Genomic DNA, 14,870 nt, shown 5'->3' with positions numbered 1-14,870 from the left:
CGCGCGGGTGTTGACTCGAGGCATGGCACAGAAGACATGGTTCATCACCGGAGCGTCCCGCGGTTTCGGCCGCGAGTGGGCGCTCGCCGCCCTCGAGCGAGGGGACAGCGTGGCCGCGACCGCGCGAGACACCTCCACCCTCGCCGAGCTGGTCGACCGCTACGGCGACCGCTTCCTCCCGCTTCAGCTCGACGTGAACGACCGCGAGGCCGACTTCGCCGCCGTCACCGAGGCCTACGACTACTTCGGGCGCCTCGACGTCGTGATCAACAACGCCGGCTACGGGCAGTTCGGCTTCATCGAGGAGCTCAGCGAGAAGGAGGTGCGCGACCAGTTCGAGACGAACGTGTTCGGTGCGCTCTGGATCACGCAGGCCGCCCTGCCGTACCTGCGCGAGCAGGGCTCGGGGCACATCATCCAGGTGTCGTCGATCGGCGGCATCTCGGCGTTCCCGAACATCGGCGTGTACAACGCGTCCAAGTGGGCGCTCGAGGGGTTCTCGCAGGCGCTCGCCCAGGAGGTCGCCCCGTTCGGCGTGAAGGTCACGCTGGTGGAGCCGGGTGGGTTCAGCACCGACTGGGGCGGAGCATCCGCCAAGCACGCCGCGCCGCTCGAGGACTACGCCGCCGTGAAGGAGGCCGCCGCCGAGGCCCGCAAGTCGCGCGTCGCCTCGCCGGGTGACCCCACGGCGACGGGCGAGGCCATTCTGCGGATCGTCGACGCCGAGGAGCCGCCGCTGCGCGTGTTCTTCGGGCGCACGCCGATCGAGACGGCCAAGGCCGACTACGCGGGGCGGATCGCGGAGTGGGAGCGGTGGAACGACGTGTCGGTGCTGGCGCAGGGCTGACCGCGCCCGTCTGCGCGCTCAGGGCGTGATCGCTCAGCGCCTGAGCGCGCGGGCGATGTCGTCCTGCACCAGGTCGTAGTTGATCACCGTGGCCGCGGTGAGCCCTGACGCCGCGGCCACGATGACCAGCGCGCCGGCGTTCGCCGAGTTGCCCGCCACCCAGACCCCGGGCACCGAGGTGAGGCCGGTGGGGTCGGATGCCGTCCACTCACCCATCGGCCCGGCGACCGTCTCGGCGCCCAGCTGTCGCAGCAGCTCGTCGTTCGGCACGAGCGCACCTCCCGTGAAGACGGCGTCGGCCTCGAGCGTGCTCCCGTCGTCGAGCGTGAGCCGGAGGGGTCGCTCCCGGGCTTCGTCGACGCGTTCGACGCGCACCACGTCGTTCTCTCCGACTCGGATGCCCCGGGCCGCGAATCCGCGCAGGGTGTCGGTCTCGAGCTCGGCGGTGACGCGGCCGACGATCGTGACGTCGTCGGTCAGCTGGCGCATGAGGTCGGCCTGGTGGGCGGCGCGGGCGGAGGCGGCGATCACCACGACGCGGGAGTCGCGGGCCTCCCAGCCGTCGCAATAGGGGCAGGCGACGGCGCCGCGGCCCCACTGCTCCTGCAGGCCGTCGATCGGGGGGAGCTCGTCGCGGAGGCCGGTGGCGATGACGATTCTTCGCCCCTTCAGGGTGCGGGTCTCGCTGTCGCTGGTCTCGCCGTCGCTGGTCTCGTCGCCCGCTGTCTCGACCGTGACCTCGAAGGCGCCGTTGCTCCCCGTCGCGGTGATCGCGCGGCCCTCGAGGATCGTGGCGCCGTAGCCGCGCACCTCCTCGCGGCCGATCCGCAGCAGCTCGGCCGGGTCGAAGCCGTCGCGGGAGAGGAAGCCGTGCATGTGGGGGGTGAAGCGGTTGCGGGGCTGTCCGGCGTCGACCACGGCCACTCGGCGGCGGGAGCGGGCCAGCACCAGGGCGGCGTTCAGGCCGGCCGCGCCGCCGCCGACCACGATCACGTCGAACTCATTCTCATCCATGGCTCCACTGTCGCCTCACGCGGCGCTTCCGGCAAACTATGTTGCCGATCCGGCAAGCCCTTGAGGCGTTTCCGACCACTCGGCGACGCACCATCGACCGACTCACCGCTCAGCCAGCCACCGTTTTCCGAGGGCAAGCGCGAAGCGCGCGGCAGCACACCCGGCTGCCGCGCGCTGACGCGCTTGCCCACGATGGACGTGGCTGGGTTGATGACAGGCTCTGCCGCCGGGTCGGGTCGGGTGGGGCCGTCAGGCCACGCCGCCGAGGGCGCCGATCAGGCGGAGCTGGTTCTCGCGGTCGACGCCCTGGGCGTGGAACTTCCCGTCGGGCGTGAAGTAGGCCACCAGGCCGTCGGGATTGGGGTGGCCCCAGGTCTTGAGGTGCTTCTCGAGGTCCTTCACGTAGTAGCGGGCCTCGCCCTCGACGGTTCGCTTCTCGGTGTGCTCCGAGGCGTCGAGCTGCTGGGCGCTGGGGCGGGGGAGGTCGTCGTGATCGCTCATGCTGCGAGCCTAGAACGGGTCGCGTGCGGCAGGATTGGCACATGGTCACCGAGTCGCAGGGCGCCCGCATCGGTGCCCGCCTGCGCTCGGCGCGCACCGGGCGGGAGCTCACGCTCGCCGAGCTCTCGGCCGGCACCGGCATCTCGGCCAGCACCATCTCCCGCCTCGAGGCGGGCAAACGGCAGCCGAACCTCGAGCTGCTCATCCCGCTGGCCGCGGCCCTCGAGGTGACCATCGACGAGCTGGTGACGGATGCGGTGCCCGACCCGCGCATCCGAGGGCGTCGCACGCACCGGCCGGGGGTCACCACCGAGCTGCTCTCGCGAGAGAACGCGCCGATGCAGACGGTGCGGATGACGCTGCGCCCGAGCACGGAGGAGGTCGCGCTGCGCACGCACGAGGGCTTCGAGTGGCTCTACGTGCTGAGCGGGCGGCTGCGACTGCTGCTCGGCGACCACGACCTCGTGCTGGCCGAGGGCGAGGCGGCGGAGTTCGCGACACGGGTGCCGCACTGGCTGGGCTGCGCCGACGACGATCCCGTCGAGCTGATGTGCATCTTCAGCCGCGACGGGGAACGCATCCACGTGCGGGCGCAGACCGAGCCTGACCGCCGCGCCGGCCGCTGACGGTTCGCCGTCCCATGGGGGGGCCGGGCCGTTGTCAGGCGTGGGCCGTACGCTCGGAGGATGGAGCGAACGCGAGCGACAGAGGCGGCCGGGGCCGCCGGGGCCGGGGCGGCCGGCAGCGGTGAGCTGCGATTCGAGGGCCGCATCGCGGGGTTCGGCAGCGCATCCGGAACCCGTGTCGTGATCGGTCTGTGGGAGCGCTCGCCGTTCGGCCGCTTCGCCGACGCCATGATCGAGGACGCCGCCGGGCACCGCACCCTGCTTGCGCCCTCGGACGTGGTGGCGGCGTTCGTGTCCGAGACCTACGAGTTTGACGAGGTGCGCGTGGTGCCGGTGTCGTGGCGTCGGGTCGACGGCGGCCTCGCGGTGCGCGCGGGCGACGACGGCTCGGCCCTGACGGCGCGCATCGCGGTGGGCGACGTCCCTCCGCTCGGGCGACTGCTGCGGTCGGTGCCGAAGCGGCTCGCGACCGACGTGCGCTGGCTCAGGATGCTCGACCCGATCGCCTCGCGCCTCGTACCCGGTGTGCACACCGCCGGTTCGGCCGGCCACGGGCGCCGCGAGTTCTACGGGGTCACCACGATGCGGCGCATCGCCTGGGCCGAGGCGACGGTGGATGGCGAGCCGCTCGGCGCCTTCGCGGCACTCGACCCGCCCGTGCGCTTCGGCTTCGGCTCGGCACCGCCCGAGCCGCACCTGGTCGACCTCACCACGGTCATCCGCCTGCCGGCGCGCTGAGCCTCGGGTCGCGCAAAGGGCCCTCCGTCGCGCCGCGAACGGCCTTTTGAGCGACCGCGATCGCGATCGCGCCGGCGACCGCGACCGCGACCGCGAGCGCGCCCGTGGGGCGGGGGCGGGCGGGTCGAGTCACGCGGGCGTGCCCGCGAAGACGTAGACCCAGGCGAGCTCGCCCGTGTCGAGCGGCAGCTGCACGCGTTCGTAGTCGTCGACCTCGTAGGCGTCGGCCGCGGCGAGCTCGTCGGGGGTGAGCTCGAAGACCGTCCCGGGCACGGGAGGGGCCGTGGGGTCGGGCACGAGCAGCGGATGCCGGTCCGAACCGCTCGCGGCGATCACCGCCGGGTCGGCGATCGCCAGCCACTCCTGCGCGTACCCCACGATCGACGCGTCGCGACCCTCGATCAGGCGTCCGAACACGGCCTGCTGCACGGACGGCTGGCGGAGGGTCCCGTAGGAGAACAGCAGCTGCGCATCCGTCGCCCGCTCGGTCTCGTCGGTCATGCCGCGAGTGTACGGCGCACCCGGCCGGGACGACCTCAGATCGTCGCGACCGAACCGGCGTCGACGCGGTAGTTCGAGCCGTTCACGAACGACGCGCGGTCGGAGCAGAGGAACGCGATCACCGCGGCCACCTCGTCCGGCTCGCCGCGGCGCTTCAGCTCGAGGTACGGCCGTTCCTCGTCGAGGAACGACGAGATCGCCTCGTCGACCGAAGTACCGCGCTGCTCGGCGCGCTTCTGCATCATCGCGTCGGTCATCGGCGTGTGGATGAACGCCGGCGACACCGCGTTCACCAGCAGCCCCTCGGTCGCGTAGCTGCGCGAGAGGCCCTTCGCGAGCGCGAGCACCCCGGCCTTGGCGGCGCAGTAGGGGAGCTCGTCGTCGTAGGGCTGCACGGCGTCCTCGCTGGCGGTGAGCACGATGCGACCCCAGCCGCCCTTCCGCAGCGAGGGCAGGAAGGTGCGCACGAGCCGCACGGGGCCGAGCAGGTCGGTCTCGATGGTGCTCGTCCAGCCCTCGTCGTCGATCTCGTGGAACAGGCCCTGCGCCCCGGTGATGCCAGCGCACTGAACCAGGATGTCGATGTCTCCCACCGCATCCTGAACCCGCGCGTGCAGCGCGTCGAGGTCGTCGAGACGCGTGATGTCGGCGGAGAACCCGTGCAGGCTCGCGCCCTCGCGCGGGGCGGGCAGCTTCGCCAGCGCCGCCTCGAGCTTCTCGGGGTCGCGGTCGGTCGCGACGACCGAGGCGCCCTCCTCGAGCAGCAGCCGGGCGGTGTGCCAGCCGATGCCGGAGTCTGCACCGCTCACGAGGGCGGTCTTGCCGGAGATTCCGAGGTCCATGCGCCCGACGCTACGCCCGGGTCGGTGCGGTCGCACGGGGGCGCCGATCGGCCTTTCGGGTCGGCCGGGGTACCGAGCCGGGCCCGATCGGGGTTCGATGAGAACGGATGCCCGAACACGGAAGGCGGCGACATGCGGCAGGGAGTCACGCTGGACGATCGTCCCGAGGGCGATGCCGCGCTCGACGTGCTCTTCGCGGCGGCGGTCGTGGCGGGCGGCGTGGCTGACGGGGAGGCGGCGGCGGCAGCCGGTGGTGCCGGCCGTGATGGTGCGGCGGCCTCCGGCTTCGCCGGGTGGCTCGCGCGGTGGAGCGCCGCGGGTGGCGTCGCGCCCGCGCTGGAGCTCGCGCGCCGGGTGGGCGAGGACGCGCCGCTGCCCGGCCGCGGTCGCACCGCCGAGTACTTCGAGACGCTGGCGACGCTCGCGGCGGCCGACGTGGCCGTGGCGCGGGTTGTCGAGCCGCAGCTGGACGCCCTCGCCATCCTCGCCGAGTGCCCCGACCCGGTCGATCTCGCCGCGATCGGCGCCGACGCCGACAGCACCTGGGGCGTGTTCGCGGCCGAGGGCCCTGGCGTGCGGCTGACGGCAACCACGACCGCGGGCGCGGCGACGGCGGCCCAGGATGCTCGGGGCTGGACCCTGAGCGGCACCAAGCCCTGGTGCTCCCTCGCCGGTGACCTCAGCCACGCGCTGGTGACGGCCCACGTCGAGCGCCCCGACGGCGGCAGCGAACGGCGGCTGTTCGCGGTGGGGCTGCAGCGGGGTGGGGTGGTCGTGCATCCGGAGGCCTGGATCTCGCGCGGCATGCCCACCGTGCCGAGCGGCCCCGTCGATTTCGACGCCGTGCCCGCGGTGCCGGTGGGAGCGCCGGGGTGGTACCTCGAGCGCGACGGCTTCGAGTGGGGCGGCATCGGCGTCGCCGCCTGCTGGTTCGGCGGAGCGGTGGGCGTGGCGCGTCGCGTGCTCGACGCCGCCGGTCGCCGCGACGACGACCTCGGAGCGCTGCACGCCGGCCGCTGCGCGACCGCGCTCTTCGCGGCCCGCTCCGCGCTCGCGGCGGCCGCGGCCCGCATCGACGCCGGGCCGATGGCGCGGGAGGGCGCCCGGGTGCTGGCGCAGGAGGTGCGGAGCCTCGTGCGGGGATGCTGCGACACGGTGCTGCGCGAGGCGGGCCACGCGCTCGGGCCGGCACCGCTCGCGCTCGACGAGTCCTACGCGGCGCGGGTCGCCGACCTCGAGCTGTACCTGCTGCAGGACCACGGCGCCCGCGACGAACTGCGACTGGGCCGGATGCTCGTCGAGCGCGCGCGGCGGGAGACCGACGCGGTGGCGTCCGGCGCTGTGGCGCCCGACGTGGTAGCGTCCGACCCTGTGGCGCCCGGTGCCGGGGGAGCGGTCCGATGAGCGACTTCACGCACCGGGACGAGGGCACCGCCGAGGAGCGGTGGACGGAGGCCTCCGCCGCCCACCACGGCGACCTGCCCGAAATCGGCGTCGGCGAGCTGGCGGAGTTGGGGCACCTCGTGGTGGTGGCCGCGCATCCGGACGACGAGACGCTCGGCGCGGCCGGCCTGCTCGCCCGGGCCTACGCCGCCGGGGTGCGCACGACGGTGATCGTCGCGACCTCGGGGGAGGCCTCGCACCCCGCGTCGACGACGCACCGGCCCGAGGAGCTCGCCCGGCTGCGCGAGGAGGAGACCGCCGCCGCCGTGGCGTCGATCGACCCCGGGGCGACGATCGCGTTCCTCCGCGCGCCCGACGGGAGGCTCGGCGAGCCCGAGCACCGGGAGGCGCTGACCGCCGCGCTGCTCGCCGCCGTGCGCGGCAGCGGCAGCGGCAGCGGCACCGGCCCCGCGGCGCCCGTCGCCGCCACCTGGTTCGTCGCCCCCTGGAGCGGCGACCGCCACCCCGACCACGAGGCCGCCGCCGACGCCGTGGCCGACGCCGTGCGGCGGCTGGCGGACGAGGCCGCCGGGATGAGCATCCGGAGCCTGGCCTACCCCGTGTGGCTCTGGCACTGGGGTGCGCCCGAGGGCGACGAGGTGCCGTGGGGCGCGCTCATCAGCGTGCCGCTCGACGACGCCACGCTCGCGGCGAAGCGGGCGGCGCTCGCCGTGCACCGCAGCCAGGTCGAACCGCTGAGCGATCGGGAGGGCGACGAGGTGCTGCTGCATCCGGGCATGCTCGCCCACTTCGAGCGGCCGTTCGAGCTGTTCGTCGAGGTGCCGGTCGAGGTGCCGCCCGCGACGCCGGACGACGACGCCGCCCGCTACTTCGACGCCCTCCACACCGACGCCGCCGACCCGTGGGGCTTCGAGTCGCGCTGGTACGAGGAGCGCAAGCGGGCGATCCTGCTCGCGAGCCTGCCCGATCGGGAGTACCGGGAGGTGCTCGAGGTCGGAACGTCGACGGGGGTGCTCTCGCGGGAGCTGGCGGGTCGGGCATCCGCTCGCTTCGTCGGCGTCGACGTCTCGGAGGTGGCCCTGGCGCGCGCCGCCGAGCGAAACCGCGACCTGCCGCACGCCGGCTTCGAGCGGATGACCGTGCCCGCCGACTGGCCGGCCGGAACCTTCGACCTCGTCGTCGTCTCGGAGGTCGGCTACTACCTCGACCCGGCATCGCTCACCGCCCTGTTCGACCGGATCGCCGCCACCCTCGCCCCCGGCGGCGCCCTCGTGCTCTGCCACTGGCGGCACACCATCGTCGACCGCGCGCTCACCGGCGACGACGTGCACGCCGTGCTCGAGCGGCGACCCGAATTCGTGCGGCTCGCCCGCCATCTGGAGGAGGACTTCGTGCTCGATGTCGTCGTGCGCCCACCGGCCGTCTCGATCGCCGCGCGGGAGGGGCTCGCATGATCGGGGCGATCGACGTCGTGATCCCGGCGCGGGACGAGGAGGAGTCGCTCGGCGAGTGCATCCGCGCGGTGCTCGCGAGCCGGAAGGCGCTGCTGCACCTCGACCCGACCCCGCTCGTGCGCTGCCGCGTGGTCGTCGTGCTGGACGCCTGCGTCGACAACTCGATCGACGTCGCCGAGTCGTTCGGTGACGCCGTGACGGTGCTCGAGTCGACCGCCGGCAACGTCGGGCAGGCGCGCGGCATCGGGGTGCGGCACGCCCTCGCGGGCTTCGACCGGCCCGACGAGCAGTGGATCTGCACCACCGACGCCGACACCGTCGTGCCCGCCGACTGGCTGATCGACCACTTCTCGGTCGCGCAGTCGGGCGCCTACGTGGGGCTCGGCCGGGTCGAGCCGCGGGGCGACCGGCTGCCGCCCGAGGCGCTCGCCGCCTGGCACCGGGCGCACGACGACGAGGCGGTGCGGCACGTCTACGGGGCGAACCTCGGCGTGCGGGCCGACGCGTACCTGCGGGCGGGCGGGTTCCCGCCGATCCGGCTCGGGGAGGACGAGGAGCTCGTGCGGGCGATCGAGGAGCTCGAGTCCAGCGGCTCCGAGCCGGCCGGCGGGCGCATCGCGACGGTCGACGGGGTCGCGGTCACGTCCGACCGGCTCGACGGGCGCACCTCGGGCGGGTTCGCGGGCTTCCTCCGCCGCCTCGTCGACTAGGGGCGGATGCGCGGCCTCCGCCGCCCGCGGCCGCGCCGCCGTGCATCCGCCCGCCCGCGCCCGCCCGCCCCGCCCGCGCCCACCGCGCCCGCTCGCCCCGCCCCAATCGCGATCGAGTTGCCGAAATCCGCCCCAAAATCGCCGCTTTAGGGCGGATTTTGGCAAGTCGACGGGGGGCCGGGCGGGGGAGGGGCGGCCAGCGCCGGTTAGGCCGCCGACCAGCCGCCGTCGGAGGGGAGGATCGCGCCGTTGAGGTTGACCCCGTCGTTCGACAGCAGGAAGGTGATCGACGCGGCCAGCGCGTCGGCCTCGACCGCGTCGGGCAGGATCGCCATGGCCTGGCGCACCCGCTCCGCGCCCAGCGGCGACGCGAAGCGCGCCTCGATGTTCGTGATCGTCGGCCCGGGCGCCACCGCGTTCGCGCGGATGCCGGACGGCCCGTACATGAACGCCGTCGACTTCGTCAGGCCCGCGACCGCGTGCTTCGAGGCCGTGTAGGCGGCGCCCGCGGCTGACCCGCGGAGGGCCGCCTCCGAGGCCACGTTCACGATCGACCCCGCGCCCTGGGCGAGCATCGCCGGGATCACCGCGCGGGTCAGCTTCATCGTGCCCGTCACGTTGATCGCGAAGACGCGGTTCCAGACCTCGTCGGTGACCTCGCCGACGGGCGTCATGTCGTCCATGATCCCGGCGACGTTCGCGAGCGCGTCGATCCGGTCCCCGGCGGTCGACAGGATCGCCGCGATGTCCTCGTCGGACGTGATGTCGCCCGCGACCGTCGCGATGTCGGCGTCGGGGAGTGACGCAGCGAAGTCGTCGAGCCGCTCGGCCGAGATGTCGACCGCGATCACCCGTCCGCCCTCGCGTGCGACCCGCGAGGCGGTGGCGCGCCCGATGCCCGAGCCCGCTCCCGTCACGATCACGGTCTGCCCCGCGAACCGGCCGCCGTCGAGACGCTCGACCCACTCGGGCCGCTCCACGGGCACCGCACCGTCCTCGGTGTTCCCGAGGTCGCCGCGGTCGCCCTCCGGGCCCTGGTCTCCGGATGCTCCCGCGCCCCCGGCGGCGCCCCCGGCCTCCCCCGAACCCGCTCCGTCCGGCACCTCGCCGGCGGCGGCCCGCGCGACGAGCTGCTCCACGAGCTCCGCGGGGAACTGCCCCTTGCTCAGGGTGACCAGCCGCTTCAGCGCCAGGCGCCGCACGGGTCGCAGTGCGCCGGCGTCCTGCCCGCCCTGGGCCAGCAGTTCGCGCATGAGGGGCCCGCCGACCGGATGCTCGAGCCAGGTGGCGATCGAGGAGTCGGCGCTGAGGGGAGCGGAGGAGGACGGCATGGTGGTCTCGCTTTCTCGGGTGATGACACGGTCGGGCGCGGCCGGCCGGCGGACGTCCTCGGCGCCCCCGAGCACCGGGGACGCGACAGGGCGAGCAACCGGACAACCTTGTCCGCTAGTAGGCTACACGGCGTGCCCACGGCTCCGAAACCCAATCGCGGCCCGAGTGCCGGGCCCGGCAACCGGCGGGCGCTGATCGCGGCGGCCCGCGAGATCTTCGCGGGTGACGGCTACGCGGCTCCGCTCAGCTCGGTGGCCCGCCGCGCCGGTGTCGGGCAGGGCAGCCTGTACCGTCACTTCCCCGACCGGGTGGCGCTCGCGATCGCGGTCTTCGACGAGAACATCACCGAGCTCGAGGAGCTGGCCGCGCATCCGGAGACCACCGTCGACGCGCTGCTCGACGGGGTCGTGGCGCAGGCTCTGGTGTCGACGGCGATGATCGACATGATCCGGGCCGAGCGCGACGACGACCGGGTCGACCACCTGCGCGAGCGGATGCTGCGCGTCGTCGGCGAGGTCGTCTCCCGCGAGCAGGCCGCCGGCCGGGTGCGGCACGGGGTGTCGGCCGACGACGTGTTCCTCGTGGTGTCGATGCTCGCGGGGCTGCTCGCCACGACCCCGGAGCCGCAGCGCGCTGCCGCCGTGGCACGGGCGCGGGAGCTGCTCGCCCCGGGGCTCGACCCACTCGACCCGCGCGACCCACTCGACACGCGCGACTGACCCGCGCGGTCACGCGGCCGGGCGTCCGGGCAGACGGGCCGGCACGGCGGGACCGGCACGGCGGGACCGGCCCAGGCTCGACGGCCCCGGCTCAGGCGCGGCGGCGCCCACGCCGGCCGCGGCGCCGCGCGAGCAGCGACGACCCGAACGCCCACGCCGCGTAGCCGAACAGCCCCGCCGCCGCGATCGGCACGATCAGCGCCCGCGCCTCCCCGTTCACCCCCGTGTTCACCCAGCCGAGCAGCGGGACGCTGTACCAGAGCACCCCCACGATCTGCACCTCGCGCACCGGCTGCTCGTCGACCGCGTCGTTGTTGTCGCCCTTGGTGCGGAACGTCAGTGAGCCGTCGGTCGCGAAGGTCTTCTCGACCACGCGGTGGCTGACGACGCCCGGCTTGCCCGACTCGATCTGGTAGGTCACGACGTCCCCCAGCCGGATCTCGCCGACCGGCTCCGGCTTCACGATGATCAGCGTCCCGGGCGGCAGCCCCGGCTCCATCGACTGCGTCAGCACGGTCAGCGGCCGCCCGCCGACCGCGAGCGGCAGCAGGATCGTCACCACCGCGAGCCCCAGCACCAGCACGAGCAGCCCCGCACTCAGGCCGACCCCGATCGCGTGCAGCACCCCGTGCTCGCGGCCCGCCTCGTCGCTCCGGTGCCGTCGCCCGGCCCGGTGGCGCAGCGGCGCGGGCAGCTCCTGGTCGCGGCCGTCCTCGTCGGGTGGGCCGACCGGGGCGTCGACGAGGGGGCCGGATGCGCGGGCCGGCGCCTCGAGCACGCGCCGACCGGTCATCGTGGCCGCCCCGGGTCGTCGCGGCGGGAGCGGGCGGCACCGATCCGCAGCGCCAGGACGAGGCCACCGCCCACGGCCAGCGCCGCACCCCAGAGCAGCGCGGCGAGCGGCGGCACGGCCCCGGTGTCGGACAGCACTCCGCCGGGACCCGCGCCCGGCCCGTCGGGCAGCCCCGGGATCGCGACTCCCGCCCCGCACGAGGCGCCGCCGGCCGCCTCGGCGGCCTCGTCGCGGAGGGAGGCGGTGAAGTCGAGCGTCGCGCGTGCGTCGTGGCCGACCCGATCGGGCGTCGCCGCCGAGAAGGAGAGCGAGACCGCGACGGCGACCCGCTCGCCGGGATCCAGCACCGGGCCGCGGAGGAGCACCGCGCAGTCGGCGGCGTCACCGAACGGCACCGCTCCCGCGCCGAGCGGGGAGATGGCGGCGGAGACCCGGAGGGCATCGGCGAACCCGGGGACGGTGGCACGGGCATCCGTCGCGTCGATGCGCAGGGTGGCCGGCACGTCGCCGTCGTTGCGCACCCAGAGCGTCTCGGTGACGACGTCGCCCGGCACGATCACGGGTGGCGCCGCGAACAGCGGCTCGGCCGGGGCGTCGTCGTACCGTTCCCCGTCGACGCTGACCACGATCCCGCCGCCGCCGGCCGTCCCGGTAAGACCCGATGGCGCTCCCGCCGCGGGCAGACCCGCCGCCGCCACCGGGGCGGCCGCCACCGCGAGCAGCGCCGTCGCCGCGGCGACGAGCGCGGCGCCCGCGCGACGAGCACGGCGGCCCACGTCAGGCCACCTGCCGGCCGTCGATCGAGAGGGTGAACGCCGCGGGTGCCGCCCCGGCCGCGGCCGCCGGGGCCGACACCGGCAGCGTCACGCCGACGCAGATCCGGGCGGTCGCGCCGGGCGCCACCCGCACCGCGAGGTCGGTGGGGGTCGCGGACGCGAAGGTGCCCTGCCAGGCCGTCGGCACCGCCGGGCAGCTGCCGGTCGTGATGGCCGACACGGCCACCGTCAGGGCGGACGAGAAGGTCGTGCCCGTGCCGGTCAGGGCGAGCCCCGCGACCCGCACCGACAGCGGCACCTGTCCCGAGTTCGTCACGACGGCGGAGCCCGAGACGGTGGCACCCGGGTAGAGGGGGGTGGCGGCGAGTGAGAGGGCGGTCGTGACTCCGAGCGAGGCGGTGCCCGAGCGCACGACCGCGCCGGGGCTGGTGGCGGAGGAGTTCAGCAGCGCGAAGGTGCTGCCCGAGGCGACGGTGCCGAGGAGGACGGCGCCGCAGGCGAGGGCGGTCGCGACGAGCATCCGCTTCACCGGGGAGGGTGAGGCGGCGCGGCGGCGGGACGACGGTGGCTCCGGACGACGCGCGCGAACGCGCCGCCCAGAGCCGTGGGGGGTCACGGGGTGACGGCGGGGGCGGTCTGCGACAGCGTGAGGGTGAGGTTGCTGAGGTTGACCGCGCCGAGCTTGGCCGCGTTCTCGGCGCCGGCGGTGTTGACGTTCGGGAACTTCAGCGCCACCGAGGCCGTGACGTTCTGGCTGACGCCCGCGGTGCCGGCGGTGACGGTGTAGGTCGGGCCGGTGCCCGAGATGCCGGTGCCGGTCGCGGTGAGCGTGTTCGTGGCGCCCGCGTTCAGGTAGGCGGCGAGGGCGATGTCGGCGGTGTTGCCCGTGACGGCCGGGGCGATCGATCCGGGCTGGATGCCGAGGGTCGCCACGAGGTTGTTCCCGACCGCGACCACGCTGAGGGTGTCGGTGTAGGTGAGGGTGTCGCCGGGCACGATGCGGTACGTGGCGATGTTGATCACGGTGCCGTTCTGGTCGGTCCAGATGCCGGGGCCGTCGGCGTTGGAGACCGAGAGGTTGCCGGCGGTGATGGTGCCGCCCGCGACCTGCGCGGTGGAGTTCCAGAAGGCGAACGTCCCGGCCCCTCCGAGAAGGAGCACGACTCCGGCTGCTGCGGCGATTGCGCCCTTGGTGAGCTTGTTCATGAGGGGGAGGTCCTTTCGCGCCACACCGTGCGGGCGCCCTTGTGCGACACCTGTCGCGTGAGTGGTGGCTCGAGTGTGCCTGCGCGGCGGGCCGGTCACCAAGGCCTCGACGAGCGGATGTCGCACGGCTCATCGAAACTGTCGCCCACTGCACGGCGCCTCCGAATCGCTGGCCGCGGCGCCCCGCCCGGCGTAGGCAGGAGGGCATGAGAGCACTCACCTGGCAGGGCACGATGAAAGTCACCGTCGAAGACGTGGCCGACCCGATGCTGATCGACGACACCGACGCGATCATCCGCGTCACCTCCACCGCGATCTGCGGATCCGACCTGCACCTCTACGACGTGCTCGGGCCGTTCCTCGACAAGGGCGACATCCTCGGGCACGAGCCCATGGGCGTCGTCGAGCAGGTCGGCTCGGGGGTCTCCCGCCTCGCGGTCGGCGACCGGGTGGTCATCCCGTTCGTGATCGCCTGCGGCCACTGCTTCATGTGCGAGCAGGGGCTGACGACCCAGTGCGAGACCACGCAGAACACCGCCAGCGGAACCGGCGCCTCGCTCTACGGCTACACCGAGCTGTACGGCTCGGTGCCCGGCGGCCAGGCCGAGCTGCTGCGCGTGCCGTTCGCCGACTTCAACGCGCAGAAGGTCGGCACCGAGCTGCCCGACGAGCGCTACCTGTTCCTGTCCGACATCCTGCCGACCGCGTGGCAGGGCGTCGAGTACGCCGAACTGCCCGAGGGCGGCACCCTGGGCGTGATCGGCCTCGGCCCGGTGGGGCAGTTCGTCGCCCGCATCGCCCGGCACCGCGGCCACCGCGTGATCGCGGTCGAGCCCGTCGCCGAGCGGCGCGCCATGGCCGAGCGGCACGGCATCGAGACCCTCGACCTCACCGACGACGTCGTCGACCGGCTGCGCGAGCTGACCGACGGCCGCGGCCCCGACGCGATCGTCGACGCGGTGGGCATGGAGGCGCACGGCAACCCGGCCGCCTCGTTCGCGCAATACGCGGTGGGCCTGCTTCCGGATGCGGTGGCCAAGAAGGCCATGCAGACCTTCGGCAGCGACCGGCTGGCCGCGCTGCTGCTCGCCCTCGACGCCGTGCGCCGGGGCGGCACCGTCTCGCTCTCGGGCGTCTACGCCGGAGCCGGCGACCCGCTGCCGTTCATGACCATGTTCGACAAGGGCCTGACGCTGCGGATGGGTCAGTGCAACGTGCACCGCTGGCGCGACGACATCCTGCCCCTGGTCGAGGACCCGGCCGACCCGCTCGGCATCGACGACCTCGTCACGCACACCGTGTCGCTCGAGGAGGCGCCCGAGATGTACGAGCTGTTCAAGAACAAGCAGGACGGCTGCATCAAGGTCGTGCTGAAGCCCGGGCTGAAGGTCGCGGTCTAGGAGCTGG

The 14,870-nt window shown here is 74.3% G+C and carries 17 protein-coding genes; 8 read left to right on the top strand and 9 right to left on the bottom strand.

The genetic code is table 11. The features are described from left to right. Positions 1-22: 22 nt before the first annotated feature. Positions 23-847, top strand: coding sequence for an SDR family oxidoreductase (locus tag ITJ64_RS03760; RefSeq protein ID WP_194679431.1), 825 nt, complete (start codon positions 23-25; stop codon positions 845-847). A gap of 33 nt (positions 848-880) precedes the next feature. On the opposite strand, the gene ITJ64_RS03755 is transcribed toward ITJ64_RS03760, so the two are convergent. Then, the gene (locus tag ITJ64_RS03755) at positions 881-1,861 is read right to left on the bottom strand and encodes an NAD(P)/FAD-dependent oxidoreductase (RefSeq protein ID WP_194679430.1); all 981 of its coding nucleotides are present in this window, start codon (positions 1,859-1,861) and stop codon (positions 881-883) included. 249 nt (positions 1,862-2,110) lie between these two features. Next, a complete protein-coding gene (locus tag ITJ64_RS03750) occupies positions 2,111-2,362 on the bottom strand; it encodes a hypothetical protein (RefSeq protein WP_194679429.1) in 252 nt (83 codons plus the stop codon). A 41-nt stretch (positions 2,363-2,403) separates the two neighbouring features. On the opposite strand from ITJ64_RS03750, the gene ITJ64_RS03745 reads away from it, so the two are divergent. Beyond that, positions 2,404-2,988, top strand: a complete 585-nt coding sequence (locus tag ITJ64_RS03745; RefSeq protein ID WP_194679428.1) for a helix-turn-helix domain-containing protein — start codon at positions 2,404-2,406, stop codon at positions 2,986-2,988. Between the two features lie 60 nt (positions 2,989-3,048). Beyond that, the gene (locus tag ITJ64_RS03740) at positions 3,049-3,726 is read left to right on the top strand and encodes a hypothetical protein (RefSeq protein WP_228507643.1); all 678 of its coding nucleotides are present in this window, start codon (positions 3,049-3,051) and stop codon (positions 3,724-3,726) included. A 129-nt stretch (positions 3,727-3,855) separates the two neighbouring features. Here ITJ64_RS03740 and ITJ64_RS03735 read toward each other — a convergent pair whose 3' ends face one another. Both ITJ64_RS03735 and ITJ64_RS03730 read right to left on the bottom strand, forming a co-directional pair. Beyond that, positions 3,856-4,227 (bottom strand): gamma-glutamylcyclotransferase family protein, encoded by a 372-nt coding sequence (locus ITJ64_RS03735; protein WP_194679427.1) that lies wholly within the window; start codon positions 4,225-4,227, stop codon positions 3,856-3,858. A 35-nt stretch (positions 4,228-4,262) separates the two neighbouring features. Next, positions 4,263-5,069, bottom strand: coding sequence for an SDR family NAD(P)-dependent oxidoreductase (locus ITJ64_RS03730; RefSeq protein ID WP_194679426.1), 807 nt, complete (start codon positions 5,067-5,069; stop codon positions 4,263-4,265). Between the two features lie 132 nt (positions 5,070-5,201). Between ITJ64_RS03730 and ITJ64_RS03725 the strand changes: the two genes are divergently transcribed. From ITJ64_RS03725 to ITJ64_RS03715, 3 genes are read left to right on the top strand one after another with little or no spacing between them, the layout of a single operon-like run. Then, positions 5,202-6,473: an acyl-CoA dehydrogenase gene (locus tag ITJ64_RS03725; protein ID WP_194679425.1), complete on the top strand. Its 1,272-nt coding sequence runs from the start codon at positions 5,202-5,204 to the stop codon at positions 6,471-6,473. After that, a complete protein-coding gene (locus ITJ64_RS03720) occupies positions 6,470-7,927 on the top strand; it encodes a PIG-L family deacetylase (protein ID WP_194679424.1) in 1,458 nt (485 codons plus the stop codon). Before ITJ64_RS03725 ends, ITJ64_RS03720 begins: the two co-directional genes overlap by 4 nt. Next, a complete protein-coding gene (locus tag ITJ64_RS03715) occupies positions 7,924-8,637 on the top strand; it encodes a glycosyltransferase family 2 protein (protein ID WP_194679423.1) in 714 nt (237 codons plus the stop codon). Before ITJ64_RS03720 ends, ITJ64_RS03715 begins: the two co-directional genes overlap by 4 nt. Before the next feature lie 206 nt (positions 8,638-8,843). Here the strand turns inward: ITJ64_RS03715 and ITJ64_RS03710 are convergent, their stop codons facing one another. Next, positions 8,844-9,968 (bottom strand): SDR family NAD(P)-dependent oxidoreductase, encoded by a 1,125-nt coding sequence (locus ITJ64_RS03710; protein WP_194679422.1) that lies wholly within the window; start codon positions 9,966-9,968, stop codon positions 8,844-8,846. Between the two features lie 132 nt (positions 9,969-10,100). Between ITJ64_RS03710 and ITJ64_RS03705 the strand changes: the two genes are divergently transcribed. Next, positions 10,101-10,688 carry a TetR/AcrR family transcriptional regulator gene (locus tag ITJ64_RS03705; protein ID WP_194679421.1) on the top strand — a complete coding sequence of 196 codons (588 nt, stop codon included), beginning with the start codon at positions 10,101-10,103 and terminating at the stop codon, positions 10,686-10,688. Positions 10,689-10,779: 91 nt separating this feature from the next. Here the strand turns inward: ITJ64_RS03705 and ITJ64_RS03700 are convergent, their stop codons facing one another. The 4 genes from ITJ64_RS03700 to ITJ64_RS03685 form a co-directional block, all read right to left on the bottom strand. Beyond that, positions 10,780-11,481, bottom strand: a complete 702-nt coding sequence (locus ITJ64_RS03700; protein WP_228507639.1) for a signal peptidase I — start codon at positions 11,479-11,481, stop codon at positions 10,780-10,782. Next, positions 11,478-12,257 (bottom strand): hypothetical protein, encoded by a 780-nt coding sequence (locus tag ITJ64_RS03695; RefSeq protein WP_194679420.1) that lies wholly within the window; start codon positions 12,255-12,257, stop codon positions 11,478-11,480. Before ITJ64_RS03695 ends, ITJ64_RS03700 begins: the two co-directional genes overlap by 4 nt. Before the next feature lies 1 nt (position 12,258). Further along, positions 12,259-12,777 (bottom strand): hypothetical protein, encoded by a 519-nt coding sequence (locus tag ITJ64_RS03690; protein ID WP_194679419.1) that lies wholly within the window; start codon positions 12,775-12,777, stop codon positions 12,259-12,261. A gap of 92 nt (positions 12,778-12,869) precedes the next feature. Continuing rightward, a complete protein-coding gene (locus ITJ64_RS03685; protein WP_194679418.1) occupies positions 12,870-13,463 on the bottom strand; it encodes an alternate-type signal peptide domain-containing protein in 594 nt (197 codons plus the stop codon). 206 nt (positions 13,464-13,669) lie between these two features. On the opposite strand from ITJ64_RS03685, the gene ITJ64_RS03680 reads away from it, so the two are divergent. Continuing rightward, positions 13,670-14,863: a zinc-dependent alcohol dehydrogenase gene (locus ITJ64_RS03680; RefSeq protein ID WP_194679417.1), complete on the top strand. Its 1,194-nt coding sequence runs from the start codon at positions 13,670-13,672 to the stop codon at positions 14,861-14,863. Positions 14,864-14,870 lie beyond the last annotated feature (7 nt).

The organism is Herbiconiux sp. VKM Ac-1786 (assembly GCF_015350805.1).
In the GTDB taxonomy this organism is placed as follows: domain Bacteria; phylum Actinomycetota; class Actinomycetes; order Actinomycetales; family Microbacteriaceae; genus Herbiconiux.
This window is presented reverse-complemented; position numbering and strand designations above follow the sequence as displayed.

Bases quoted from the DNA above. Each gene is read 5' to 3' on its own strand.
- ITJ64_RS03760 (WP_194679431.1), top strand. From the start codon at position 23: ATGGCACAGAAGACATGGTTCATCACCGGAGCGTCCCGCGGTTTCGGC.
- ITJ64_RS03755 (WP_194679430.1), bottom strand. From the start codon at position 1,861: ATGGATGAGAATGAGTTCGACGTGATCGTGGTCGGCGGCGGCGCGGCC.
- ITJ64_RS03750 (WP_194679429.1), bottom strand. From the start codon at position 2,362: ATGAGCGATCACGACGACCTCCCCCGCCCCAGCGCCCAGCAGCTCGAC.
- ITJ64_RS03745 (WP_194679428.1), top strand. From the start codon at position 2,404: ATGGTCACCGAGTCGCAGGGCGCCCGCATCGGTGCCCGCCTGCGCTCG.
- ITJ64_RS03740 (WP_228507643.1), top strand. From the start codon at position 3,049: ATGGAGCGAACGCGAGCGACAGAGGCGGCCGGGGCCGCCGGGGCCGGG.
- ITJ64_RS03735 (WP_194679427.1), bottom strand. From the start codon at position 4,227: ATGACCGACGAGACCGAGCGGGCGACGGATGCGCAGCTGCTGTTCTCC.
- ITJ64_RS03730 (WP_194679426.1), bottom strand. From the start codon at position 5,069: ATGGACCTCGGAATCTCCGGCAAGACCGCCCTCGTGAGCGGTGCAGAC.
- ITJ64_RS03725 (WP_194679425.1), top strand. From the start codon at position 5,202: ATGCGGCAGGGAGTCACGCTGGACGATCGTCCCGAGGGCGATGCCGCG.
- ITJ64_RS03720 (WP_194679424.1), top strand. From the start codon at position 6,470: ATGAGCGACTTCACGCACCGGGACGAGGGCACCGCCGAGGAGCGGTGG.
- ITJ64_RS03715 (WP_194679423.1), top strand. From the start codon at position 7,924: ATGATCGGGGCGATCGACGTCGTGATCCCGGCGCGGGACGAGGAGGAG.
- ITJ64_RS03710 (WP_194679422.1), bottom strand. From the start codon at position 9,968: ATGCCGTCCTCCTCCGCTCCCCTCAGCGCCGACTCCTCGATCGCCACC.
- ITJ64_RS03700 (WP_228507639.1), bottom strand. From the start codon at position 11,481: ATGACCGGTCGGCGCGTGCTCGAGGCGCCGGCCCGCGCATCCGGCCCC.
- ITJ64_RS03690 (WP_194679419.1), bottom strand. From the start codon at position 12,777: ATGCTCGTCGCGACCGCCCTCGCCTGCGGCGCCGTCCTCCTCGGCACC.
- ITJ64_RS03685 (WP_194679418.1), bottom strand. From the start codon at position 13,463: ATGAACAAGCTCACCAAGGGCGCAATCGCCGCAGCAGCCGGAGTCGTG.
- ITJ64_RS03680 (WP_194679417.1), top strand. From the start codon at position 13,670: ATGAGAGCACTCACCTGGCAGGGCACGATGAAAGTCACCGTCGAAGAC.